The sequence below is a fragment of the Microbacterium sp. T32 genome (genome assembly GCF_001619615.1).
GTDB lineage: Bacteria > Actinomycetota > Actinomycetes > Actinomycetales > Microbacteriaceae > Microbacterium.
Genome location: NZ_LQQP01000034.1, coordinates 1 through 24,192, shown reverse-complemented (window position 1 = coordinate 24,192; position 24,192 = coordinate 1). Strand labels below are relative to the sequence as shown.

Annotated in this window: 17 protein-coding genes, 1 tRNA gene and 1 pseudogene; 17 read left to right on the top strand and 2 right to left on the bottom strand. The window is 69.4% G+C overall.

Annotation, left to right across the window (positions count from 1 at the left end; genetic code table 11):
- Positions 1-103: 103 nt before the first annotated feature.
- From AVW09_RS14220 to AVW09_RS14175, 10 genes are all read left to right on the top strand, one after another.
- Complete coding sequence (locus AVW09_RS14220; protein ID WP_063258690.1) at positions 104-334, top strand: DUF6704 family protein; 231 nt, start codon at positions 104-106, stop codon at positions 332-334.
- Between the two features lie 2 nt (positions 335-336).
- Positions 337-1,113 carry an indole-3-glycerol phosphate synthase TrpC gene (trpC, locus tag AVW09_RS14215; protein WP_063258689.1) on the top strand — a complete coding sequence of 259 codons (777 nt, stop codon included), beginning with the start codon at positions 337-339 and terminating at the stop codon, positions 1,111-1,113.
- Positions 1,110-2,444 (top strand): tryptophan synthase subunit beta, encoded by a 1,335-nt coding sequence (gene trpB / locus AVW09_RS14210; RefSeq protein WP_063258688.1) that lies wholly within the window; start codon positions 1,110-1,112, stop codon positions 2,442-2,444. Before trpC ends, trpB begins: the two co-directional genes overlap by 4 nt.
- Positions 2,441-3,232 carry a tryptophan synthase subunit alpha gene (trpA, locus tag AVW09_RS14205; RefSeq protein WP_063258687.1) on the top strand — a complete coding sequence of 264 codons (792 nt, stop codon included), beginning with the start codon at positions 2,441-2,443 and terminating at the stop codon, positions 3,230-3,232. Before trpB ends, trpA begins: the two co-directional genes overlap by 4 nt.
- 10 nt (positions 3,233-3,242) lie before the next feature.
- Positions 3,243-4,247 (top strand): prolipoprotein diacylglyceryl transferase, encoded by a 1,005-nt coding sequence (lgt, locus tag AVW09_RS14200; protein ID WP_063258686.1) that lies wholly within the window; start codon positions 3,243-3,245, stop codon positions 4,245-4,247.
- Positions 4,248-4,299: 52 nt separating this feature from the next.
- Positions 4,300-8,877 (top strand): glutamate synthase large subunit, encoded by a 4,578-nt coding sequence (gene gltB / locus AVW09_RS14195; protein ID WP_063258685.1) that lies wholly within the window; start codon positions 4,300-4,302, stop codon positions 8,875-8,877.
- Positions 8,870-10,336 carry a glutamate synthase subunit beta gene (locus tag AVW09_RS14190; protein WP_063258684.1) on the top strand — a complete coding sequence of 489 codons (1,467 nt, stop codon included), beginning with the start codon at positions 8,870-8,872 and terminating at the stop codon, positions 10,334-10,336. Before gltB ends, AVW09_RS14190 begins: the two co-directional genes overlap by 8 nt.
- A 55-nt stretch (positions 10,337-10,391) precedes the next feature.
- On the top strand, positions 10,392-11,837 hold the full coding sequence (pyk, locus tag AVW09_RS14185) for a pyruvate kinase (protein WP_063258683.1): 1,446 nt from the start codon (positions 10,392-10,394) through the stop codon (positions 11,835-11,837).
- A gap of 73 nt (positions 11,838-11,910) precedes the next feature.
- Positions 11,911-11,993 (top strand) — tRNA-Leu (locus tag AVW09_RS14180).
- 122 nt (positions 11,994-12,115) lie between these two features.
- Positions 12,116-12,736 carry an ANTAR domain-containing response regulator gene (locus tag AVW09_RS14175; RefSeq protein ID WP_022877510.1) on the top strand — a complete coding sequence of 207 codons (621 nt, stop codon included), beginning with the start codon at positions 12,116-12,118 and terminating at the stop codon, positions 12,734-12,736.
- 64 nt (positions 12,737-12,800) lie between these two features.
- On the opposite strand, the gene AVW09_RS14170 is transcribed toward AVW09_RS14175, so the two are convergent.
- Entirely contained in the window at positions 12,801-13,235 is a 435-nt protein-coding gene (locus tag AVW09_RS14170; RefSeq protein WP_063258682.1) for a hotdog fold thioesterase, read from the bottom strand.
- Between the two features lie 59 nt (positions 13,236-13,294).
- Here AVW09_RS14170 and polA point away from each other — a divergent pair, with 59 nt between their 5' ends.
- The 5 genes from polA (at position 13,295) to AVW09_RS14145 (ending at position 20,968) form a co-directional block, all read left to right on the top strand.
- Positions 13,295-15,934 carry a DNA polymerase I gene (polA, locus tag AVW09_RS14165; protein WP_063258681.1) on the top strand — a complete coding sequence of 880 codons (2,640 nt, stop codon included), beginning with the start codon at positions 13,295-13,297 and terminating at the stop codon, positions 15,932-15,934.
- A 46-nt stretch (positions 15,935-15,980) separates the two neighbouring features.
- Complete coding sequence (locus AVW09_RS14160) at positions 15,981-17,657, top strand: DUF885 domain-containing protein (protein ID WP_063258680.1); 1,677 nt, start codon at positions 15,981-15,983, stop codon at positions 17,655-17,657.
- Positions 17,658-17,763: 106 nt separating this feature from the next.
- Complete coding sequence (locus tag AVW09_RS14155) at positions 17,764-18,822, top strand: LLM class flavin-dependent oxidoreductase (protein WP_063258679.1); 1,059 nt, start codon at positions 17,764-17,766, stop codon at positions 18,820-18,822.
- Positions 18,819-20,159: an MFS transporter gene (locus AVW09_RS14150; RefSeq protein WP_063258678.1), complete on the top strand. Its 1,341-nt coding sequence runs from the start codon at positions 18,819-18,821 to the stop codon at positions 20,157-20,159. Before AVW09_RS14155 ends, AVW09_RS14150 begins: the two co-directional genes overlap by 4 nt.
- A 41-nt stretch (positions 20,160-20,200) precedes the next feature.
- Complete coding sequence (locus AVW09_RS14145) at positions 20,201-20,968, top strand: SGNH/GDSL hydrolase family protein (RefSeq protein WP_197462654.1); 768 nt, start codon at positions 20,201-20,203, stop codon at positions 20,966-20,968.
- 295 nt (positions 20,969-21,263) lie between these two features.
- On the opposite strand, the gene AVW09_RS18035 is transcribed toward AVW09_RS14145, so the two are convergent.
- The gene (locus AVW09_RS18035) at positions 21,264-21,434 is read right to left on the bottom strand and encodes a hypothetical protein (protein ID WP_022877517.1); all 171 of its coding nucleotides are present in this window, start codon (positions 21,432-21,434) and stop codon (positions 21,264-21,266) included.
- Here AVW09_RS18035 and AVW09_RS18475 point away from each other — a divergent pair.
- Positions 21,376-22,131 (top strand): annotated as a pseudogene (locus tag AVW09_RS18475) (hypothetical protein); the annotation flags it as partial. The gene AVW09_RS18035 and the pseudogene AVW09_RS18475 sit on opposite strands and share 59 nt — an antisense overlap.
- Positions 22,132-22,212: 81 nt before the next feature.
- The coding region (locus AVW09_RS17365; RefSeq protein ID WP_197462652.1) for an Ig-like domain-containing protein at positions 22,213-24,192 on the top strand (1,980 nt) is incomplete at its 3' end.

Below are 24,192 nucleotides of genomic sequence, written 5' to 3'. Positions count from 1 at the left end.
CCCGTAGAACACCGTCGAGCCATCCGCACCGGCCACCCCGCCGCGCTTCGATAGACTGACAGCACGCTGTTCCCCGCGCCCGCGCGCGACTCGAAGGAGATCCATGAGCAACCCCATCGGCGACCCCGGCCACGGACACTCGCCGGCTGCCTGGACGGCCGTGATCATCATGCTGCTCGCCATCACGCTGGGCACGCTGTTCTTCTGGTTCGACCTCCCGGTTCTCGTGTGGGCCTCGGTCGGTCTCCTCCTCGTGGGCGCGATCGTCGGATGGGCCATGACGAAGGCCGGCTACGGCGCCAACGGCGACAAGTACCAGTCGAAGGCTCACTGACCGTGCTGGCCGATCTCACGGCCGGAGCGGTGGAGGATGCCGAGCAGCGCGCCCAGACGCGTCCGCTCGCGGCCGTCGAGCGCGATGCCCTCGCGCAGACCCCCGCGCGTGACGCGCTCGCGATGCTCGCCCCCGCCGACCGCGTGAAGATCATCGCCGAGGTGAAGCGCGCGAGCCCGTCGCGCGGCGACCTCGCGTCGATCCCCGACCCGGCGTACCAGGCGCGCCTGTACGAAGAGGGCGGTGCCTCCGCGATCTCGGTGCTGACCGAGGGCCGCAAGTTCAAGGGCAGTCTCGCCGATCTCGAGGCCGTCCGCGCCGCCGTATCGGTGCCCGTGCTCCGCAAGGACTTTCTCGCGACGCCGTACCAGGTGCTCGAGGCCCGAGCCTCGGGTGCCGACCTCGTGCTGCTGATCGTCGCGGCGCTCGACCAGAAGACGCTCACCGAGCTCTACGGGCTCGCGACCGACCTCGGGATGGCGGCGCTCGTCGAGACGCACTCCGCCGAAGAACTGGAGCGTGCGGCCGACCTCGGCGCGAAGCTCATCGGCGTCAACGCCCGCAACCTCTCGACCTTCGAACTCGATCGCGACCTGTTCGGCTCCCTCGCCGATCGCTTCCCCGGGGATGCCGTGAAGATCGCCGAATCGGCCGTCCTCGCCCCCGCCGACGTCGCGCACTACCGCGCCGCCGGCGCCGACGTCGTCCTCGTCGGTGAAGCGCTGGTGACCGGCGACCCGGTCGCGACCCTCCGCGCGTTCCTCCAGGAGACTGCATGACCACTGTCAGCCTGCGCGACCAGAAGGGGCCGTTCTTCGGCGACTTCGGCGGCCGCTACATGCCCGAATCGCTCATCGCCGCGATCGACGAACTCACCGCGGTGTGGGAGTCGGCGATGGCCGATCCCGAGTTCCTCGCCGAGCTGAAGGCGCTGCTCCACGACTACGCCGGCCGCCCCTCGGTGCTCACCGAGGTGCCGCGGTTCGCCGAGCACGCGGGCGGCGCACGCGTCTTCCTCAAGCGCGAGGACCTCAACCACACCGGCTCGCACAAGATCAACAACGTCCTGGGCCAGGCGCTGCTCACCAAGCGCCTGGGCAAGACGCGCGTGATCGCCGAGACCGGCGCCGGCCAGCACGGCGTCGCCACCGCCACCGCCGCCGCCCTCTTCGGCCTGGACTGCGTCGTCTACATGGGCGAGGTCGACACCGAGCGCCAGGCGCTCAACGTCGCGCGCATGCGTCTGCTCGGCGCCGAGGTCGTCCCGGTCACCACGGGTTCGCGCACTCTCAAGGACGCCATCAACGAGGCGTACCGCGACTGGGTGTCCACCGTCGAGACGACCAACTACATCTTCGGCACCGCGGCGGGTCCGCACCCGTTCCCCGCGATGGTGCGCGACTTCCAGAAGATCATCGGCGAAGAGACGCGCGCGGAGTTCCTCGAACGCCTCGGCCGCCTCCCCGACGCGGTGTTCGCGTGCGTCGGCGGCGGGTCGAACGCGATCGGCATGTTCGACGCGTTCCTCGACGACGAGGGCGTCGCGCTCTACGGTGTCGAGGCGGCCGGCGACGGCGTCGACACCCCGAAGCACGCGGCCTCGATCGAGCGCGGTCGCCCGGGCGTGCTGCACGGCGCGCGTACGTACGTGCTGCAGGACGAGGACGGCCAGACCACCGAGTCCCACTCGATCTCGGCGGGTCTAGACTACCCGGGCGTCGGTCCCGAGCACGCGTGGCTCGCCGACATCGGCCGCGCGCAGTACATCCCCGCGACCGACGACGAGGCCATGCAGGCCCTGCGTCTCCTGTCACGCACCGAGGGGATCATCCCGGCGATCGAGTCGGCCCACGCGCTGGCGGGTGCCCTCCGCATCGGCAAGGAGCTGGGTCCGGATGCCATCATCGCGGTGAACCTGTCCGGTCGCGGCGACAAGGACATGGACACCGCCGCCCGCTACTTCGACCTGTACGACGCCGAGCACGCGCCCGCCCCGGAGGGCCGTCCGGCCCAGACCGCGGGCGCCGAGGCCGTGGCATCCGCCTCCGGTTCGCCGGTGGACGTGACCCCGGCTCCGGACGCCGCGAGCGGCGCGGGGGTCGAGCTGTGACCTCGCGCGTGTCCGCGGCGATCGACGCCGCCCACGCGGCCGGACGCGGTGCCCTCGTCGGATACCTGCCCGCCGGATTCCCCGACGTCGCGACGAGCATCGAAGCGGCGGTCGCGCTGGCGGAGTCCGGCGTCGACGTCATCGAGCTCGGTCCGCCCTACAGCGATCCCGTCATGGACGGGCTCGTCATCCAGGAGGCCACGCAGACGGCGCTGGCCAACGGATTCCGCATGCGCGACCTGTTCACGATCATCCGCGAGGTCACCGCGCGCACCGACGTGCCGGTGCTCGTGATGACGTACTGGAACCTCGTCGAGCAGTACGGCGTCGAGCGCTACGCCGACGACCTGCTCGCCGCGGGCGGTGCCGGTCTCATCACGCCCGACATAACGCCCGATGCCGCGTCCGCGTGGATCGCCGTGAGCGAGCGCACCGGCCTCGACCGCGTGTTCCTCGCCGCGCCGACTTCCACCGACGAGCGCCTCGAGATGATCGTGAAGGCCTCCACGGGCTTCGTCTACACGGTTTCGACGATGGGCATCACGGGGGAGCGGGCGCAGCTGGATGCCGCGGCCCGCGGCCTCGTGGAGCGTCTCCGGTCGCACGACGCGGCGCACGCGTGCGTGGGCATCGGCATCTCCAATGCCGAGCAGGTCGCCGGGGTCATCGAGTACGCGGACGGCGCGATCGTCGGGACTGCGCTCGTGAAGGCGCTCCGCGACGGCGGCGTCGAGGCGCTCCGCTCGCTCGCTCGGGAGCTGTCGGCGGGCACGGCGCGGCGCGCCTAGACTCGTCTGCATGACGTTCGCCCTCTCGCGCGCGGCCTCCGGCGTGCTCGCCAGCATCCCGAGCCCCTCGATCTCGTACTTCGATCTCGGACCCCTGCGCATCCACTTCTACGCCCTGTGCATCGTCGCGGGCATCATCGTGGCCGTGTTCGTCACGAACGCGCGTCTGACGCGTCGTGGCGCCGAGAAGTGGGTCGTCATCGACATCTGCCTGCTGGCGGTGCCCATCGCGATCGTCTTCGCGCGGATCTACCACGTGGTCACGCACCTGGGCTTCTACTTCGGTCCCGGGTCCAACCCGTGGAACCCGTTCCAGCCCGGCTCCGTGTGGGCCATCTGGGAGGGCGGCATCGCCATCTACGGCGCCCTGATCGGTGGCGCCCTCGGCGCGTACCTGGGCTGCAAGTGGACCGGCATCCGGTTCTGGACCTTCGCGGACGCGCTGGCCCCGGGCCTCATCATCGCGCAGGCGATGGGACGCTTCGGCAACTGGTTCAACCAGGAGCTCTTCGGCCAGCCGACCGACCTCCCGTGGGGCCTCGAAATCGCCACGCCGAACTCGGCGATCCCCGTCGGACTGCCAGCCGGCACTCTTTTCCAGCCGACTTTCCTCTACGAGGTCATCTGGAACCTGCTCGGCGCTGCGGTCATCCTGTGGGTCGGCAAGCGGTTCACGCTGCAGTGGGGCAAGCAGTTCGCGGTGTACCTCGTCTGGTACAGCGCCGGCCGAATCGTCTGGGAAAACATCCGGATCGACCCGAGCGACATCATCCTCGGCCTGCGCACGAACGTGTGGGCGGCCATCATCGGCGTCGTCCTCGGCGTCGTGATCTTCATCGTGCAGTCGCGTCGCCACAAGGGTCTCGAGCCCTCGCCCTACCAGCCGGGGCGCGAGGGCAAGGCTCCCGGGGCTGTAGACTCGACCGACCCCACTGACTTCGTCGACGTGAGCGAGCCGCCCGCGACGAACGACACCGTCGGCACCAGCGCCACAAGCAGCCCCGCCACGAAGTAACTCCCTGGGCCGACGTCGTCCCATTCGCAGCATCAACGTGAGGACGGTTGGTATGGCTTCGAGCTCCCGTTCCGGCGCCGTCGGCGGCGCTTTCCCCGCCCGGCAGGGCATGTACGACCCGTCGTTCGAGAAGGACGCCTGCGGTCTCGCCATGGTGGCGACGCTCCGTGGCGAGCCCGGGCACGACATCATCGACCTGGCGCTGACGGCGCTCCGCAACCTCGAGCACCGCGGGGCCGTCGGATCGGATGCCGGTACCGGTGACGGCGCGGGCATCCTCACGCAGATGCCCGACGCGTTCCTGCGCGCGGTCGTCGACTTCGACCCGCCGCCGGTGGGGGAGTACGCCGCGGGTCTCGTCTTCCTGCCGCTCGGTCACGAGGAGCGGGCGGCGCAGAAGGCCGGCATCGAGAAGCTCGCCGCCGCCGAGAACCTCACCGTCCTCGGCTGGCGCGAGGTCCCCACCGAGCCCGAGAACCTCGGCAAGCTCGCGTTCGAGGCGCGTCCCGCCTTCGAGCAGCTGTTCGTGTCGCACCCCGCGGTCGGCGACCAGCCGGCGCTCTCCGGCATCGCGCTGGACCGTCGCGTCTACCGGCTGCGCAAGCGCGCGCGTCACGAGCTCGACGCGTACTTCGTGTCGCTGTCCAGCCGCACCCTCGGCTACAAGGGCATGGTCACGACGCTGCAGCTCGAGCCGTTCTACCCCGACCTGCAGGACGAGCGCTTCGCCTCCGAGCTCGCCGTCGTGCACTCGCGGTACTCGACGAACACGTTCCCGTCGTGGCCGCTCGCGCAGCCGCTGCGCATGCTCGCGCACAACGGCGAGATCAACACCGTCAAGGGCAACCGCAACTGGATGCGCGCGCGCCAGTCGCAGCTCGAGTCCGAGCTGATCGGCGACGTGCGCCCGTTGCTGCCCATCTGCACCGACGGCGCGAGCGACTCGGCATCCTTCGACGAAGTCCTCGAGCTCCTGACCCTCACGGGTCGCAGCCTCCCGCACGCGATCATGATGATGGTCCCCGAGGCGTACGAGAAGCAGGCGACGATCGACCCCGATCTGCGCGCCTTCTACGACTACCACTCCATGCAGATGGAGCCGTGGGACGGCCCGGCCGCGCTCATCTTCACCGACGGCACGCTCGTCGGTGCGACACTCGACCGCAACGGCCTCCGTCCCGGGCGCTGGACCGAGACCACCGACGGCCTCGTCGTGATCGGTTCCGAGACCGGCGTGCTCGACTTCGCGCCCGAGCGCATCAAGCGCCGCGGCCGCCTGCAGCCCGGGCGCATGTTCCTCGTCGACACGGCCGAGCGCCGCATCGTCGAGGACGAGGAGATCAAGGCGCAGCTCGCGTCCCTGCAGCCCTGGCAGGAATGGCTGGATGCCGGTCGCGTGCGCCTCTCCGAGCTTCCGGAGCGCGAGCACATCGTGCACCCGATCGCCTCGATCACGCGCCGCCAGCGCACCTTCGGCTACACCGAGGAAGAGGTGCGCATGCTCCTCACCCCGATGGGACAGAACGGCACCGAGCCGCTCGGCGCCATGGGGAGCGACGCACCCGTCGCCGTGCTGAGCGACCGCCCGCGCCTGCTCTTCGACTACTTCACGCAGCAGTTCGCACAGGTCACCAACCCGCCGCTGGATTCGATCCGCGAAGAGGTCGTCACGTCGCTCTCACTGGGCCTGGGGCCCGAGCGCAACCTCCTCGACTGGGGTCCCGAGCACACGCGTACCGTCACGCTCGACTTCCCCGTGATCGACAACGACGAGCTGGCGAAGATCCAGCACATCGACACCGCCCTGCCGGGGCGTTCGTCGGTGACGATCCGCGGTCTGTACCGTGTCGAGGCCGGCCACAAGGGAATGCAGAAGCGCATCGCGCAGATGTGTTCCGAGGTCGACCACGCGATCGAGGACGGCGCCGAGTTCATCGTGCTGAGCGACCGCGACTCCAACAAAGACCTGGCGCCGATCCCGTCGCTGCTGATGCTCGCGGCCGTGCACCACCACCTCATCCGCAACGAGACCCGCATGAAGGTCGGTCTCGTGGTCGAGGCCGGTGACGTGCGCGAGGTGCACCACGTCGCCACCCTCATCGGGTACGGCGCCTCCGCGGTGAACCCGTACCTCGCCATGGAGACGGTCGAGTACCTCGTGCGCGCTGGCTTCATCACCGGCATCACGCCCGAGAAGGCCGTCAAGAACCTGATCTACGCGCTCGGCAAGGGCGTGCTGAAGATCATGTCCAAGATGGGCATCTCGACCGTGTCGTCGTACGCGGGTGCGCAGGTGTTCGAGGCCGTCGGCCTTTCGCGGGAATTCGTGGATGCCTACTTCACGGGCACCGAGACGAAGCTCGGCGGCGTCGGACTCGACGTCATCGCGGCCGAGAACGCCGCGCGTCACGAGTACGCCTACCCCGAGGATGCCGCGGCCCGCGCGCACGAGCGCCTGTGGACCGGCGGCGAGTACCAGTGGCGCCGTGACGGCGCTCCGCACCTCTTCAACCCCGACACGGTGTTCCGCCTGCAGCACGCCACGCGCGCGCGCCGGTACGACATCTTCCGCGAGTACACGAAGCTCATCGACGACCAGGCCCACGAGCTGAAGACTCTCCGTGGCCTGTTCTCGCTGCGCACCGGTCAGCGCCCGCCCGTGCCGATCGACGAGGTCGAGCCGGTGTCGGCGATCGTGAAGCGCTTCTCCACCGGCGCGATGAGCTACGGCTCGATCTCGCAGGAGGCGCACGAGACGCTGGCGATCGCGATGAACCGCATCGGCGGCAAGTCGAACACGGGCGAGGGCGGCGAAGATGTCGACCGCCTGCTCGACCCCGAGCGTCGCAGCGCCATCAAGCAGGTGGCATCCGGTCGATTCGGTGTGACGAGCCTGTACCTCACCGAGGCGGACGACATCCAGATCAAGCTCGCCCAGGGCGCCAAGCCCGGCGAGGGCGGTCAGCTGCCGCCGACCAAGGTGTACCCGTGGGTGGCGCGGACGCGTCACGCGACCGCGGGCGTCGGCCTCATCTCGCCGCCGCCGCACCACGACATCTACTCGATCGAAGACCTCAAGCAGCTGATCTTCGACCTGAAGCGCGCGAACCCGTCGGCCCGCATCCACACCAAGCTCGTGAGCCAGTCGGGCATCGGCGCGGTCGCGGCGGGTGTGGCGAAGGCGCTGAGCGACGTCATCCTCGTCTCCGGGCAGGACGGCGGCACGGGCGCGAGCCCGATGAATTCGCTCAAGCACGCCGGTACGCCGTGGGAGCTCGGCCTGGCCGAGACGCAGCAGACGCTCATGCTCAACGGGATGCGCGACCGCGTCGTCGTGCAGGTCGACGGTCAGATGAAGACCGGCCGCGACGTCATCATCGGCGCGCTCCTGGGCGCCGAGGAGTTCGGTTTCGCCACGGCTCCGCTCGTGGTGTCGGGCTGCATCATGATGCGCGTCTGCCACCTCGACACGTGCCCCGTGGGCGTCGCGACGCAGAACCCCGTCCTGCGCCAGCGTTTCACCGGCAAGGCCGAGTACGTCGTGAACTTCATGGAGTTCATCGCGCAGGAGGTGCGGGAGTACCTCGCCGCGCTCGGCTACCGCTCGATCGACGAGATCGTCGGCCGCTCCGAACTCCTCGACGTCAACGGCGCCGTGGAGCACTGGAAGGCGCGGGGTCTCAACCTCGCCCCGATCCTCGAGGGCCCGCACTTCGCCGAGGACGAGCCGCGCCGCCACGGCCGCAACCAGAACCACGAGCTCGACGAGCACTTCGACGTCCAGCTCATCGAGCGCGCGCAGGACGTCATCGCGCACGGCGGTCAGATCACGATCGAGCTGCCCGTGCGCAACACCGCGCGCGCGGTCGGAACGATGCTCGGCCACCACGTCACCAAGGCGCACGGGGAGCACGGCCTGCCCGAGGGCGCGATCGACGTGCGGCTGACGGGTTCGGCCGGCCAGTCGTTCGGTGCGTTCATGCCGGCCGGCATCACGCTGCGCCTCGAGGGCGACTCGAACGACTACGTCGGCAAGGGGCTCTCGGGTGGCAAGATCGTCGTCCGGCCGCCGCGCGGCTCGACGTTCGAGGCGTCCGAGAACGTCATCGCCGGAAACGTCATCGGCTACGGCGCCACGCAGGGGCAGATGTTCCTGAACGGCGTGGTGGGCGAGCGCTTCCTCGTCCGCAACTCCGGGGCGACCGCGGTCGTCGAGGGCGTGGGTGACCACGCGCTCGAGTACATGACCGGTGGTCTCGCCGTGATCCTCGGCGCGACCGGCCGCAACCTCGGCGCGGGCATGTCCGGCGGACAGGCGTACGTCTACAAGCTCGACACCGACCTGGCGAACCGTGAGGCCTTGGCATCCGGTGAACTCGAACTCGGCCCCCTCGGTTCGGGGGATGCCGAGATCCTGCGCGACCTGCTCGAGAAGCACGTCGCCGAGACCGACTCCACGCTGGCCCGTCGTCTGCTCGCGGACTTCGAGACCGAGGTGGAGAACTTCGTCCGCGTGCTGCCGCGCGACTACGCCGCGGTCATGCAGACCCGCCAGGAGGCGGTCGCCGAGGGGCTCGACCCCGACGGTGACGTCGTCTGGACGCGCATTCTGGAGGTGACGGGTGGCTGACCCGAAGGGCTTTCTCAAGGTCACGGAGCGCGAGCTCCCCAAGCGGCGCCCCGTGCCCGTGCGGATCATGGACTGGAAAGAGGTGTACGAGCCGGGCGATTCGGCCGTCATCCGCCGCCAGGCCGGTCGCTGCATGGACTGCGGCATTCCGTTCTGCCACAAGGGCTGCCCGCTCGGCAACCTGATTCCGGAGTGGAACGACCTCACGTGGCGCGGCGAGGGCCGCGCGGCGATCGAGCGCCTGCACGCGACGAACAACTTCCCGGAGTTCACCGGTCGCCTGTGCCCGGCGCCGTGCGAGAGCTCGTGCGTGCTGGGCATCAATCAGCCCGCCGTGACGATCAAGCAGGTCGAGGTCTCGATCATCGACGAGGCGTTCGGCAACGGCTGGGTCGAGCCCGAGCCGCCGGAGCGCCTGACGGGCAAGACCGTGGCCGTCGTCGGCTCCGGTCCCGCCGGTCTCGCCGCGGCCCAGCAGCTCACGCGCGCCGGCCACACGGTCGCCGTGTACGAGCGCGACGACCGCATCGGCGGGCTCCTGCGCTACGGCATCCCGGACTTCAAGATGGAGAAGCGCCACCTCGAGCTGCGGCTGCGCCAGATGCAGGCCGAGGGCACCCGGTTCCGCGCGGGCGTCGAGATCGGCAAGGACATCTCGTGGAGCGAGCTGCGCGCCCGCTACGACGCCGTCGTGGTGGCCACAGGCTCCACCGTTCCGCGCGACCTCCCGATCCCGGGCCGCGACCTCGACGGCGTGCACTTCGCCATGGAGTACCTCGTCGAGAGCAACAAGGCGGTCGCGGGCGACCAGGTCCCGCAGCAGATCACGGCGCACGGCAAGCACGTCGTGGTCATCGGCGGTGGCGACACCGGCGCGGACTGCATCGGCACGGCGCACCGTCACGGCGCACTGAGCGTGACGAACCTCGCGATCGGCAAGCAGCCGCCCTCGGAGCGTCCGATGGACCAGCCGTGGCCGATGATGCCGAACCTGTTCGAGGTCGCCTCCGCGCACGAGGAGGGAGGGGAGCGCACGTTCCTCGCGTCGACGGTGGAGTTCCTCGGCAACGAGGCGGGCGAGGTCCGCGCGCTGCGCGTGGCCGAGACCGAGTACGTCGACGGACGCCGCGTCCCCAAGAGCGGCACCGAGCGCGAGATCCCCGCCGACCTGGTGCTCATCGCCATGGGTTTCACCGGCCCCGAGCGCGAGCACCTCGAGGAGCAGCTCGGCGCGCAGTTCACGAACCGCGGCAACGTCGAGCGCGACGCCACCTACGCCACGACCGCTCCGGGCGTGTTCGTTGCCGGTGACGCCGGCCGCGGACAATCGCTCATCGTGTGGGCGATCGCCGAGGGGCGCGCCGCGGCCGCCGAGGTCGACACGTTCCTCATGGGCAAGACGGTGCTGCCGGCACCGGTCAAGCCCACCGACGTCGCCATCGGCCTCCTGCCCGCCTAAGCTGGCAAGGGCCGATCGGCCACTTCCCGAATATCCTCACGGAGCTTGAAAACGGATGAGACGCGCCAAGATCGTCGCAACCCTCGGCCCCGCCACGTCGTCGTATGAGATGGTTCGCGCCATCATCGACGCCGGGGTGGACGTCGCCCGACTGAACCTGAGCCACGGAGATTACTCCGTGCACGACGCCAACTTCGCCAACGTGCGCAAGGCGGCAGAAGACGCGGGCCGCCCGGTCGCCGCCCTCGTCGACCTGCAGGGTCCGAAGATCCGCCTCGGCAAGTTCGAGAACGGTCCGCACGACCTCGCCCCCGGCGACATCTTCAAGATCACGATCGAGGACATCCTCGGCACGAAGGAGATCGTCGGCACGACGTTCAAGGGCCTGCCCCAGGACGTCCAGCCCGGCGACTTCCTCCTCATCGACGACGGCAAGGTCCGCGTCGAGGTCGTCGAGACCGACGGCACCGTCGTGACGACCAAGGTCATCGTCGGCGGCCCGGTGTCCAACAACAAGGGCATCAACCTGCCCGGCGTGGCCGTGAACGTCCCCGCGCTGAGCGAGAAGGACGAGGCCGACCTCCGCTGGGGCCTGCGCGCCGGAGCCGACCTGATCGCCCTGTCGTTCGTGCGGGATGCCAAGGACATCGAGCGCGTGCACGAGATCATGGGCGAGGAGGGCCGGTACATCCCGGTCATCGCCAAGATCGAGAAGCCGCAGGCGGTCGACAACCTCGAGGAGATCATCGACGCGTTCGACGGCATCATGGTCGCCCGCGGCGACCTCGGCGTCGAGCTTCCGCTCGAGGCCGTGCCGATCGTGCAGAAGCGCGCGGTTGAACTGTCGCGTCGCATGGCGAAGCCCGTCATCGTGGCGACGCAGATGCTCGAGTCGATGATCAGCAACCCGGTGCCCACGCGCGCCGAGACCAGCGACGTCGCCAACGCCGTCCTCGACGGCGCCGACGCGGTCATGCTGTCGGGCGAGACGAGCGTGGGCGCGTACCCCGTCGTGGTCGTCGAGACGATGGCCCGCATCGTGCAGTCCACCGAGGAGCACGGCCTGGAGCGCATCGCGCCGCTCACCAACAAGCCGCGCACCCAGGGCGGGGCGATCACGCTCGCCGCCGTCGAGGTCGCCGACTTCGTGGATGCCAAGTACCTCTGCGTGTTCACCGAGTCGGGCGACTCGGCGCGCCGCATGTCGCGTCTGCGCTCCACGATCCCGATGATCGCGTTCACGCCGGAGCCCGGCATCCGCCGCCGTCTGGCGCTGACGTGGGGCGTGCGTTCGACCCTCGTCGAGCACGTGTCGCACACCGACAAGATGTTCCTGCAGGTGGACGACTACCTCCTGTCGCACGACCTCGCGAAGGTCGGCGACAAGGTCGTCGTCATCTCGGGTTCCCCTCCCGGAATCGCGGGGTCGACCAACGACCTGCGCGTCCACCGCGTGGGTGACGCCGTGCACGGCGCGGCTCCCGGGTACAAGGACAACTGACCCTTCGGCGACGCGCGCCGGTTCCGTCCGGCGCGCGTCGTCGTTCCCGCCGATAGGTTGGGACGCAGCACCTGCCGGTGTGGCGGAATGGCAGACGCGGGGCACTCAAAATGCTCTGTCCGCAAGGGCGTGTGGGTTCGAGTCCCACCACCGGCACGATGACGGGTCGGCTCTCGAGGGAGTCGACCCGATATCCTTTTCCCCCGCGGTGCCCCAGGGCGCCGCAGTTCGAGGCACCGTTCCGGTGTTCCTCCCTGACACAGCCATAGGATGGAACCGTGACAGATCACGAAGCCGCGCCGGTGAGCGCACCCACCGCCCCTCGTCGTGTCGTCGTGGCGGAGGACGAATCGCTCATCCGCCTCGACATCGTCGAAATCCTCCGCGACAACGGCTTCGACGTCGTCGGCGAGGCCGGTGATGGCGAGACCGCCGTCCAGCTCGCCACCGAACTGCGTCCCGACCTGGTCATCATGGACGTCAAGATGCCGCAGCTCGACGGCATCAGCGCCGCCGAGAAGCTCAGCAAGAACCACATCGCTCCGGTCGTGCTGCTGACGGCGTTCAGCCAGAAGGAGCTCGTCGAGCGGGCGAGCGAAGCCGGCGCACTCGCGTACGTCGTCAAGCCGTTCACGCCGAACGACCTGCTGCCCGCGATCGAGATCGCGCTGGCCCGCTACGAGCAGATCATCACGCTCGAGGCCGAGGTCGCCGACATGGTCGAGCGTTTCGAGACCCGCAAGCTCGTCGACCGCGCGAAGGGCCTGCTCAACGAGAAGATGGGCCTGTCCGAGCCGGAGGCGTTCCGCTGGATCCAGAAGGCATCCATGGACCGCCGTCTCACCATGCAGGACGTGGCCAAGGCCATCATCGAGCAGCTGGCGCCCAAGAAGGGCTGATCGCCCGATTCGTGAAGAATGGATGCCACTCCGGTGGCATCCATTCTTCGTTTCAGTCCGAGTTTCAGGCCGGTGTCGGGGCGTCCTTGATCATGTTCGTGATGCGGATCGTGGAGCAGCGGCGGCCCTGCTCGTCGGACACGGCGATCTCGTGGACGGTGAGCGAACGGCCCAGGTGGATCGGGGTGCACACGCCCGTCACGCGACCCGAGGTCGCCGAGCGGGTGTGGGTGGCGTTGATGTCGATGCCCACCGCGAGGCGACCGGCGCCGGCGTGCAGGTTCGCGGCCATCGAGCCCAGCGACTCGCCCAGCACGACGTAGGCGCCGCCGTGGAGCAGTCCGACGGGCTGCGTGTTGCCCTCCACCGGCATCGTGGCCACGCAGCGATCGATCGAGAACTCGACCCACTCGATGCCCATCTTCTCGGCGAGGGCGCCCATTCCGCGCTGTCTCACCCATTCGAGTCCGGGAGTGATGTCGGGTGTCGTGGAGGTCATCGTCGCCTTCGGTGGGCCGGAGCCCGGGGAGTGTCGGTGGCACTCGTTACGCTGGACGAGTGACGGATGCCGAAAAGCCTACTCTCCTCGTCGTCGACGGCCACTCGCTGGCCTACCGTGCGTTCTACGCCCTTCCCGTCGACAACTTCTCCACGAAGGACGGGCAACACACCAACGGCATCTACGGCTTCCTGTCGATGTTCGTGAACCTGGTGAAGGCCGAGAAGCCGACGCACCTCGCGGTCGCGTTCGACACGTCGCGGCAGTCGTTCCGCACCGAGGAGTACAGCGAGTACAAGGCCAACCGCAGCGAATCTCCCGCCGAGTTCAAGGGACAGATCCCGCTGCTGCAGGACTGTCTGCGCGCCCTCAACGTGCCCGTCCTCATGAAGGAGGGCGTCGAGGCCGACGACATCCTGGCGACGCTCGCCACCGAGGCGTCCGCCGAGGGGTTCTCGGTGCTCGTGTGCTCCGGTGACCGCGACACGATCCAGCTCGTGAACGACGAGATCACGCTGCTCTATCCGAACGTGCAGGGCGTGTCGCAGCTCAAGCGCTACGACACCGACGCGGTCATCGAGAAGTACGGCCTGCCGCCGGCGCAGTACCCCGAGATCGCGGCCCTCGTGGGCGAGACGAGCGACAACCTCCCCGGCGTGCCGAAGGTGGGGGAGAAGACCGCCGTGAAGTGGCTCACGCAGTGGGGGTCCCTCGAGGCGCTGCTCGAGAACGCCGACAAGATCACCGGCGTCGCGGGCAACAACCTGCGCGAGCACCTCGATGACGTCAAGCGCAACCGCGCCCTGAACCGCCTGCTGCGGGACGTCGAGCTCGAGAAGGCCCCGGCCGACCTGGTCGTGCAGCCCATCGACGCGCAGGCCGTGCGCGACATCTTCGCCCGGCTCGAGTTCCGCACGCTGCTGCCGCGCGTGTTCGACGCGTTCGGCGCCGATCCCTCCGTGGCCGCCGAGCCCGCGCTGCCGACGGCTCAGGCCCCCACTCCCGCCGTTCTCGACGCGGACGCGATCGCCGCGTGGACGGCGGCGGCCACCGGCACGGTCGGCGTCACCATCGACCTGTTCGGTCAGAAGCCCTCCCGCATCGGTCTCGCGACCGCCGACGCCGCGGCCGAGGCCGAGTGGACGGACGCGGTGCGCGACGCCCTCGCCGGATGGCTGGCATCCGATGCCCCGAAGGCGTTCGCGGCGGCGAAGCCGCAACTCAAGGCACTCGCCCGCGCGGGGGTCGAGGTCGGGGGGATCGTCGACGACGTGATCCTCACGGGGTGGCTGGTGCGGCCGAGCTTCCCCGACAAGACGCTCGCCGACCTCGTCGACCGCTACCTGGGCGAGAAGCTGCCGGAGGCCGACCCGACGCAGCTCGTGCCCGAGACCGAGGGCGCGACCCCGGGTCAGCTGTCGTGGTACGTGCGCCGCGTGTCCGAGGCGCAGCGCGGCGACCTGCCCGAGAGCGTCGCGGGCGTCCTCACCGACATCGAGCTGCCGACGCTCGGCGCCCTGGCCGACATGGAGCTCGCGGGTGTCGCCGTCTCGCACGAGAAGCTGGCGCGGTTCTCCGGCGAGCTCGCGGCGCGCGCCGACGACCTCGCGCAGCAGGCGTACGCGTCGATCGGGCACGAGGTCAACCTCGGGTCGCCCAAGCAGTTGCAAGAGGTGCTGTTCGACGAGCTGCAGCTGCCAAAGACCCGCAAGACCAAGAGCGGGTACACCACGGATGCCGCGGCCCTCGCCGATCTGCAGGAGAACGCCCACCACCCGTTCCTCGACCTGCTGCTGCGGCACCGCGAGGCGACCAAGCTGAAGCAGATCATCGACGCGCTGGATGCCGCGATCGGCGCCGACGGCCGCATTCACACGACGTACGTGCAGACCGGCAGCCAGACCGGGCGCCTGTCGAGCACCGACCCCAACCTGCAGAACATCCCGATCCGTACGGAGGAGAGCCGGCGCATCCGCGCGGCTTTCGAGGTCGGCGAGGGCTACGAGACGCTGCTGACCGCCGACTACTCGCAGATCGAGATGCGCATCATGGCGCACCTGTCCGGCGATCCGGGGCTCATCGAGGCCTTCAATTCCGGCGAAGACCTGCACCGGTTCGTCGGGTCACGGGTGTTCGGCGTCGAGCCGTCCGAGGTCACCCCGGCGATGCGCACGAAGGTCAAGGCGATGTCGTACGGCCTCGTGTATGGTCTGTCCGCGTTCGGTCTGTCGAAGCAGCTGCGCATCGAGCAGTCGGAGGCGAAGCAGCTGATGCTGGAGTACTTCGCCCGCTTCGGCGCGGTGCGCGACTACCTGCGTGGCTCGGTCGAGCAGGCACGACAGGACGGCTACACCGAGACGATCTTCGGCCGCCGCCGCCCGTTCCCTGACCTCACGAGCATGAACCGCGTGCTCCGCGAGAACGCCGAGCGCGCCGCGCTCAACGCCCCGATCCAGGGCAGCGCCGCCGACATCATGAAGATCGCGCTGTACCGCATCCGGGAGGAGCTGGCATCCACGGGTCTTCGTTCGCGCGTGCTGCTGCAGATCCACGACGAACTCGTCGTCGAGATCGCACCGGGGGAGTGGGATGCCGTGGAGGCGATCGTGCGGGCTCGGATGGCGGATGCCGCCGACCTGTCGGTGCCTCTGGACGTGCAGATCGGCCGGGGTGGGGACTGGGACGAAGCGGGCCACTGAGCGCCCCGGCTGGTCAGGCCCCCTCCGGCTTCCCTAGGCTCGTCCTATGACTGATCCACAACGCACCCCCACGCCGATCGACACGATCGCCGACGCGTGGGTGGACACCCTGGCCGAGCGCGTGCCGACGCTCGCCACCTACATCGGACGCACGGAGTACAACGACCGCTTCGGCGACTACAGCCCCGAGGGCGCGAACGAGCTCGCCGATCAGGCGCGCGCCACCAAGGCCGCGCTCGACAACGCGACCCCCGTCGACGCGGTCGACGAGGTCACGAAGCTCGACCTCGGCCGTGAGCTCGACCTGCACCTCGAGCTGCACGCCGCGCAGACGCACCTGCGCGACGTCAACGTCATCGCCTCCCCGGCGCAGGACCTCCGGCAGGCGTTCGACCTCATGCCGACCGCGACGGTCGAGGACTGGTCCACGATCTCCACGCGCCTGAAGGCTCTGCCGGGCGCGATCGACGGGTACATCGCGACGCTGCGCGAAGGCATCTCCCGCGGCGTGGTCCCCGCCCGTCGGCAGGTCGTCGAGGTCGCGACGCAGATCGCCCGCTACACCGCCGACACGGGCTTCTTCGCCGAGTTCGTGGGCGACGCCGCCCCCGAGGAGGGGCAGCTGCCCGCGTCGCTCGCTCGCGACCTCGACCAGAACGCCGGTGCCGCCCGCGTGGCGTACGACGCCCTGGCATCCTTCCTGTCGTCCGAGCTCGCGCCCGTCGCCGGCGAGACCGACGCGGTCGGCCGCGACCTGTACGCGCTGCACTCGCGCCAGTTCCTCGGCGCGACGATCGACCTCGACGAGACGTACGAGTGGGGCGTCGAGGAGCTCGCGCGGATGGTCGCCGAGCAGGAGTCGATCGCGAACGAGATCCTCCCCGGTGCCACGGTCGAGGAGGCCGTCGCGTTCCTGGAGCAGGACGAGTCGCGGAAGCTCCACGGCACCGCCGCCCTGCAGGAGTGGATGCAGCGCACGAGCGACCGCGCGGTCGAGGAACTGGGCCGCACCCACTTCGACATCGCCGAGCCGATCCGGCGCCTCGAGTGCATGATCGCCCCCACGAAGGAGGGCGGCATCTACTACACCGGCCCGACCGACGACTTCTCGCGCCCCGGCCGCATGTGGTGGTCGGTGCCGGAGGGCGTCGACAGCTTCGACACGTGGCGCGAGCTCACCACCGTGTACCACGAGGGCGTTCCGGGCCACCACCTGCAGATCGCGCAGGCCGTGTACAACCGCGGGCAGCTCAACTCGTGGCGGCGTCTGCTCGCCGGCACCAGCGGTCACGCCGAGGGCTGGGCGCTGTACGCCGAGCGCCTCATGGAGCAGCTCGGTTTCCTCGACGACCCCGCCGACCGCCTCGGCATGCTCGACGGTCAGCGCATGCGTGCGGCGCGCGTCGTGCTCGACATCGGCGTCCACCTCGGTAAGCCGCGGCTCGACGGCGCGGGCACCTGGGACCACGACTACGCGCTCGCGTTCATGCTGCGCAACGTCAACATGCCCGAGGAGTTCGTCAAGTTCGAGGTCAACCGGTACCTCGGCTGGCCGGGTCAGGCTCCCGCGTACAAGGTCGGCCAGCGCATCTGGGAGCAGGTGCGCGACGAGTACCGCGAGCGCGAGGGCGACGCCTTCTCGATGAAGGCGTTCCACACGAAGGCGCTGGGTATCGGCGGCGTCGGGCTCGACACGCTGCGCGCAGCTCTCGCATCCGCGTGATCCGGATCGGGGCGTTCGCGCGCGCGGACGCCCCGATTCTCGGGAATACCGCCGGGGGGCATAAAGTTCATTCATCCGAATGCTTCCGATTCGGCAAGGAGACGCCATGAACGATCGCCCGCTCGAGCTCGGTCTCGACACCTTCGGAGACATCTCCCGCGGACCCGACGGGAGCCTGCAGTCCGACGCGCAGACGATCCGCAACGTCGTCGACCAAGCCGTGCTCGCCGACGAGGTGGGCCTCTCGTTCTTCGGCGTGGGGGAGCACCACCGCAAGGACTTCGCGGTCACGAGCCCCGAGATCGTGCTCGCGGCCGCCGCGGCGCGCACGAAGAACATCCACCTGGGCACGGCGGTCACGGTCCTCTCCTCCGACGACCCGGTGCGCGTCTTCGAGCGCTTCGCCACGCTGGATGCCGTCTCGAACGGCCGTGCGGAGGTGATCCTCGGGCGCGGGTCGTTCATCGAGTCGTTCCCGCTGTTCGGCTACGACCTCCGCGACTACGAGCAGCTCTTCGAGGAGAAGCTGGAGCTCTTCTCGCTGCTCCTCGACGAGAAGCCGGTGAGCTGGCAGGGACGCACGCGCGCCGCGCTGCAGGACGCCGACGTCTACCCGAAGACCGAGAACGGCCTGAAGGCGTGGGTCGGCGTCGGCGGCTCGCCCGAGTCGGTCGTGCGCGCGGCGCGTTACGGCTACGGCCTGGTGCTCGCGATCATCGGCGGCTCGTCGGCACGGTTCCGCCCGTTCGCAGACCTGTACCGCCGCTCGCTCGAGGAGTTCGGCAAGCCGCCGATGCCCATCTCGGTGCACTCGCCCGGGCACGTGGCCGAGACCGACCAGCAGGCCTGGGAAGAGGCGTACGAGGGCGTCGCCGAGCTCAACAACACGATCGGCCGTGAGCGCGGGTGGCCCGAATACAACCGGCTCCGGTTCCAGCACGACGTGGGTCCCGAGGGGGCGATGTACATCGGTTCGCCCGAGACCGTCGCCCGCAAGATCGCCGCGACCGTGCGGGCGCTGGGGAACACGCGCTTCCAGCTGAAGTTCGCCAGCGGATCGATCTCGCACGACCGGCTCATGTCGAGCATCGAGCTCTACGGCACGCGCGTCCTCCCGCTCGTGCACGAGATGCTCGCCGAGACCGAGACGGCCGGCATCCGGTGACCACGTCGACCGACGTCGCGGCCATCGCCGAACGCCTCGACGCCCTCCCGTTCACGCGCCGTCACGCGCGGGTCCTGGGCGGGTCGGGGATCGGCTGGGCCCTGGATGCCATGGACGTCGGGCTCATCTCGTTCATCATCGCGGCGCTCGCGGCGCAGTGGCACCTCGCGCCGAGCGAGACGTCCTGGATCGCGTCGGCCGGTTTCGCCGGGATGGCGATCGGCGCGAGCCTCGGCGGCCTGCTCGCCGACCGCTTCGGTCGTCGGCGGGTCTTCGCGATCACGCTCCTGATCTACGGCGTTGCTACGGGGGCGAGCGCGCTGGTCGGGGGCCTCGTCGCGCTGTTGATCCTGCGCTTCATCGTCGGTCTCGGTCTCGGCGCCGAGCTGCCCGTGGCATCCACGTATGTCAGCGAGTTCGCGCCCGCGCGCATGCGCGGCCGGATCATCGTGTTCCTCGAGGCGTTCTGGGCCCTCGGGTGGACGGCATCCGCGGTCATCGGCTACCTGGTCGTGCCCTCGTCGGCCGACGGGTGGCGGTGGGCGTTCGCGCTCGGTGCGATCCCCGCGGCGTACGCGCTCCTCGTGCGGTGGGGGCTGCCCGAGTCGCCGCGCTGGCTGTCGAGCCGGGGGAGGGATGCCGAGGCCTCGGCGATCGTCCGGGACTTCGAGGCCGCGGCCGGGCGCGTGTCGTTCACGCCCGCGCCCACCGAGTCGGGACCGACGCACGCTGCACCGCGCGCGCGGGTGTCGGCGCTCTGGGCGGCGCCGCTTCGCGGCCGGACCACCGCGCTGTGGATCCTCTGGTTCTGCGTGAACTTCTCGTACTACGGGGCGTTCATCTGGATCCCGACGATCCTCGTGTCGCAGGGCTACGACCTCGTGCGCTCGTTCGGTTTCACGCTCATCATCACGCTGGCCCAGCTGCCCGGGTACGCCGTCGCCGCGTGGCTCATCGAGGCCTGGGGTCGCCGCGCGACGCTCGCGACGTTCCTCGCGGGCTCGGTCGCGGCCGCGGTGTTCTTCGGCACGGCCTCCGGCGAGGTCGCGGTGATCGCTGCCGGAATGGCGCTGTCGTTCTTCAACCTCGGCGCGTGGGGTGCGCTCTACGCCGCAACCCCCGAGACGTACCCGACGCCGCTGCGCGCCACGGGCGCGGGGTGGGCCGCCGGTGTCGGCCGGATCGCATCGATCGTCGCACCGCTGAGCGTCCCGCCACTGCTGGGGCTCGGCGGGGCGCCGCTGCTGTTCGTGGTGTTCGCGGCGTTCTTCGCCGTCGCGGTGGTCGCCGCGCTGTTCCTGCGCGAGGAACGCGGGCGCGCCCTGGCCGAGGGCTGACGTTGAAGCCGGAGCCGCCGCCCCGCGCGTAGGCTGGCGGGATGGCATCCGTGCGCTACGTCGCGATCGGCGACTCGTTCACCGAAGGCGTCGGCGATGAGCGGCCCGACGGCACCGTCCGCGGCTGGGCCGACCTCGCGGCGCAGGGATGGGCGGATGCCATCGGCGAGCCGATCCAGTACGCGAACCTGGCTATCCGGGGCAAACTCGTGCAGCCGATCGTCGACGAACAGCTCGAGCCGGCGCTCGCGCTGAAGCCGACGCACCTGTCGTTCAACGGCGGGGGCAACGACATGCTGCGTCCACGCACCGGGATCGAGCGGATCGTGGCCGTCTTCGACCACGTGGTGCGCCGCTGCGACGAGGAGGGCGTGCAGCTCATCGTTCTGTCGGGCGCGAACCCGTCGGCGGGACTGCCGCTCGGCCGGGTCGTCCAGGCGCGCGGCGACGCACTATCGCACGCCGTCGAGGCACGGCTGCAGCACCGCCCCGACGTCATCACGGCGTACAACTGGTTCGATCGCGAGCTCGCCGGGCCCGAGTTCTGGTCGGTCGACCGGCTCCACATGAACGGCCGCGGTCATCACCGCGTCGCGGCCCGCGTGCTGGAGTCCGTCGGGCTCACCGCGCCGGGGGAGTGGTGGCACCTGCGCGACCTCCCCGAGATCCAGCGGCTCACGGGCTCGGCGTACTACCGCGAGCACGTCGCGCCGTGGGTGCGGCGCCGCCTCACCGGCACGTCCTCGGGGGACGGCCGCGCGGCGAAGTTCGGCGGGGGCTGGACCGAGCTGGCCCCCACTCCCTCCTGAGCCCCCGACTCCACTTCCTCTCTCACCGAGGGCGGATTCCCCTCGGTATCGCGCTGTCTCCCTCAGCCCACTCACCCTGCGGGCGCTGTCGGGCGTGCGCCGTGCCGTCATCTCCTTTTCCTTGCAAAAGCGCGTCATGTCTCTCGTGTCCGTGTGTCCTCGCAAATAGCGGCTCGAAGGATGCCTTCAGCTCGCAGCCAGCGTGACCCGATCGCGCCGTGGGGAACACTCGAACCCGAAAAGTGGACAGACACGTGAGACACAGCACCAAGCGCCGCACACGCGGCGGCACACATCACGACCGAAGGCGTGAAATCTTCGCCATGGTCGCGTCGATCGCCATCGCCGTAGCGATGGCGGCGGGGAGCTCGCCCGCCCCCGCAACCGCCGCAACCGGCGCGACGACAGTGGACGTGACGACGAACATCAGCGGGCCGACCGACGCCATCGCGGGCGCGGCCTTCACCTACACCGTCACCGTCGGCAACAACGCACTGACCGCGGCCGATGGCACCGCGCTGTCGATCGGCCTGCCCGCCGGAGCCACCAACGTCGCGGCGACCTGCTCCGCCGCGGACGGCGCCGTCTGCCCCTCCCCGCTGAACGTCAGCGGGAGTGCGATCACCGGCACCGTGCCCACGCTCCCGCACCTCGGGCTGGTGACGCTGAAGATCACCGGGAGCTTCTCCACCACGTCCCCCTCCAGCGTGACCGCGACATCCCGCGTCGACCCCGCTCCCGGTGCCATCGACAGCGACCCCAGCTCGAACGCCAGCAGCGTCAGCACGGCAATCGACACGAGTGCCGACCTGGCCGTATCGGCGTCGCCCTCCGCAACCACCACGTCTCCCGGGTCACCGATCACGTGGACGGTGACGTACACGAACAACGGCCCGGCACCCGCAGACGGGGCCATCATCAACGAGTACTTCTTCTGGTCCGGATCCGTGATCAGCAGCATGGCGAACACCATCCAGTCCTGCTCGGCTACGGGCGGGGCGACGTGCCCGACTTTTCTCGAAGACTCCACGACCCCGACCTTCGGGAGCCCGTGGACGGGCGCCGTCCCGAAGTTTCCCTCGGGCGCATCCATCACGGTGGTATTCCGGGCGACCCCGAATTTCCTGTGCGGCTCGACGGAGCTCACCTCCACGACAACCATCACTGCCCCGCCCTCGGTCAGTGATCCCCAGACACGGAACAACACCGTGAACGTCAACGTGACGGCGAACGGCCCCGCGTGTGTGCCCACGGAGCTGACCGCGACCAAGAACCAGTCGACCACGACGGTGACGCCAACGACGCCGATCACGTATACCGTGACCTACGCCAACAAGGGACCGAACCCCGCGGACAACGCCGCCGTGCGCGACATGATGTTCTGGTCGGGCAACATGGTCGCGCCTGCGGTGAGCATCGACATCACCTCGTGCGTCGGTTCCGGGGGAGCGACGTGTCCCACCTTCGTCCGCGACACCAGCGTCTCCTCCTTCGGTGATGTCTGGTCCGGTCAGGTGGGAGATTTCCCGGTCGGCGCGACCCTGACGATCACCTATACGGCGACGTTCACGTTCACCAGCTGCGGCAAGGGCACCCTCACCAACGAAGCGAGCAGTGCGGCCCCCGCCGGGACGTCCAACACGGCCGGCGGTCGTTCGCGAACCCAGATCGACGGTGTCTTGGACGGCGGTGAATGCGCGAAAGCGGATCTGCAGGTGACCGAATCCCAGTCCGCGGTCGCAGAGAGCGATCAGGCACCGACCGTGTACACGGCCACCTACAGCAACAAGGGACCGTCCGCCGCGGACGGCTCGAACATCAGGTCTCTCGTCTATTGGAACCAGAGCACCATCCCGCAGATGAGAGCGACCATCCTGTCGTGCACGACGACGGGGGGAGCCGTCTGTCCGACGCTCCCGGATTCCACGATCTCCTCGTTCACGCCGGTATTCGATCGCCCCGTGGCGACCTACCCGAGCGGCTCGTCCATCACGGTGAAGTACACCCTCGTCCCCGTCATCACCACGTGCGGTCCGGCCGCGAACGTCACGTCGCTCTTCGAGACATCGACTCGCGCGGGCACGACCGATCCCGTGACGGCGAACAACAGGGTCGAATCCAACACCAAGGTCACCTGTGCGGATATCTCGGTCAACAAGGTCGTGACCCCGCGCGACGCCCGCGCCAATGAGCCTGTGAGCTTTGCCATCACGGTCACGAATTCGAGTCCGAACCCCGCGACTTCCATCCAGTTCTCCGACCCGCTGCCCTCGGGCTTCGTCTACGAGTCGGCCACCTGCACCGCGTCTACCGGTTCCGTCTGCGGTCCGGTCTCGTACGACGCCGATTCACGGACCGTCGGCTCGACGATCTCCACCATCGGGGCGGGCGCCGGCTCCGTGACCATCGTCGTTCGGGGCTCGGCCGGTCTCGTACCGGGGACCTACAAGAACACGGCCACCGTCGTGTCGAGCGCGGGGCCGGAGGCGATCTTCGACCCCAACCCGACCTCCAACTCCAGCACCGTGTCGCTGCAGCTGTTCAACACCCGGTCGACCATCGCCGTGACGAAGTCGATCACCGGTCTGCCCTCAGCGGGACTGCCGGTCGATCAGACCTTCTCAGGCACGATCGTCTGCACCGGACAGCCCTCACAGTCGTGGAGCGTGACCGTTCCGGCGGGAAGTACGAGCGCAACCGGCAGCCCGATCGCCTTCTGGGACGGAGGATCCTGCGTGATCGAGGAGGACCCGGCACCCACCCCGCCGGACTCGTTCTCGTATTCGGGACCGCCGACGTTCTCGCCGGAGTCGATCGCGCCGCTCGGCCCGACGCAGAGCCGGACGTTCACCAGCACGACGCCCACGGTGCTCGCGCCGGATCCGACCGCCGTCGATGACGACGTCCAGACCGATCAGGGAGTGCCGGTGATCGTGGATGCCATCGCCAACGACTCCGGAACTCGGATCTCGGTCACCGCGGTAGCGCCGAACGTGGACGGGACGGTCGAGATCGCCTCGAATGGGAGCGTGCGGTTCACACCGAAGGAGGACTTCAGCGGCACGACCTTCCTGACCTACACGATCACCGACGAACTCGGCCGTACCGGGACCGCGAACATCACGGTGCGCGTGACGCCGAAGCCGACAGTGCCCCCTACACCGGAACCGACCCCGACACCGGAGCCCACCCCCACACCGGAACCCACCCTCACACCGGAACCC

Excerpts from the sequence above, each read along its gene's own strand:
- AVW09_RS14160 (WP_063258680.1), top strand. The coding sequence starts at position 15,981 with ATGACTGATCCACAACGCACCCCCACGCCGATCGACACGATCGCCGAC.
- lgt (WP_063258686.1), top strand. The coding sequence starts at position 3,243 with ATGACGTTCGCCCTCTCGCGCGCGGCCTCCGGCGTGCTCGCCAGCATC.
- gltB (WP_063258685.1), top strand. The coding sequence starts at position 4,300 with ATGGCTTCGAGCTCCCGTTCCGGCGCCGTCGGCGGCGCTTTCCCCGCC.
- pyk (WP_063258683.1), top strand. The coding sequence starts at position 10,392 with ATGAGACGCGCCAAGATCGTCGCAACCCTCGGCCCCGCCACGTCGTCG.
- AVW09_RS14170 (WP_063258682.1), bottom strand. The coding sequence starts at position 13,235 with ATGACCTCCACGACACCCGACATCACTCCCGGACTCGAATGGGTGAGA.
- AVW09_RS14220 (WP_063258690.1), top strand. The coding sequence starts at position 104 with ATGAGCAACCCCATCGGCGACCCCGGCCACGGACACTCGCCGGCTGCC.
- trpB (WP_063258688.1), top strand. The coding sequence starts at position 1,110 with ATGACCACTGTCAGCCTGCGCGACCAGAAGGGGCCGTTCTTCGGCGAC.
- AVW09_RS14145 (WP_197462654.1), top strand. The coding sequence starts at position 20,201 with ATGGCATCCGTGCGCTACGTCGCGATCGGCGACTCGTTCACCGAAGGC.
- AVW09_RS14155 (WP_063258679.1), top strand. The coding sequence starts at position 17,764 with ATGAACGATCGCCCGCTCGAGCTCGGTCTCGACACCTTCGGAGACATC.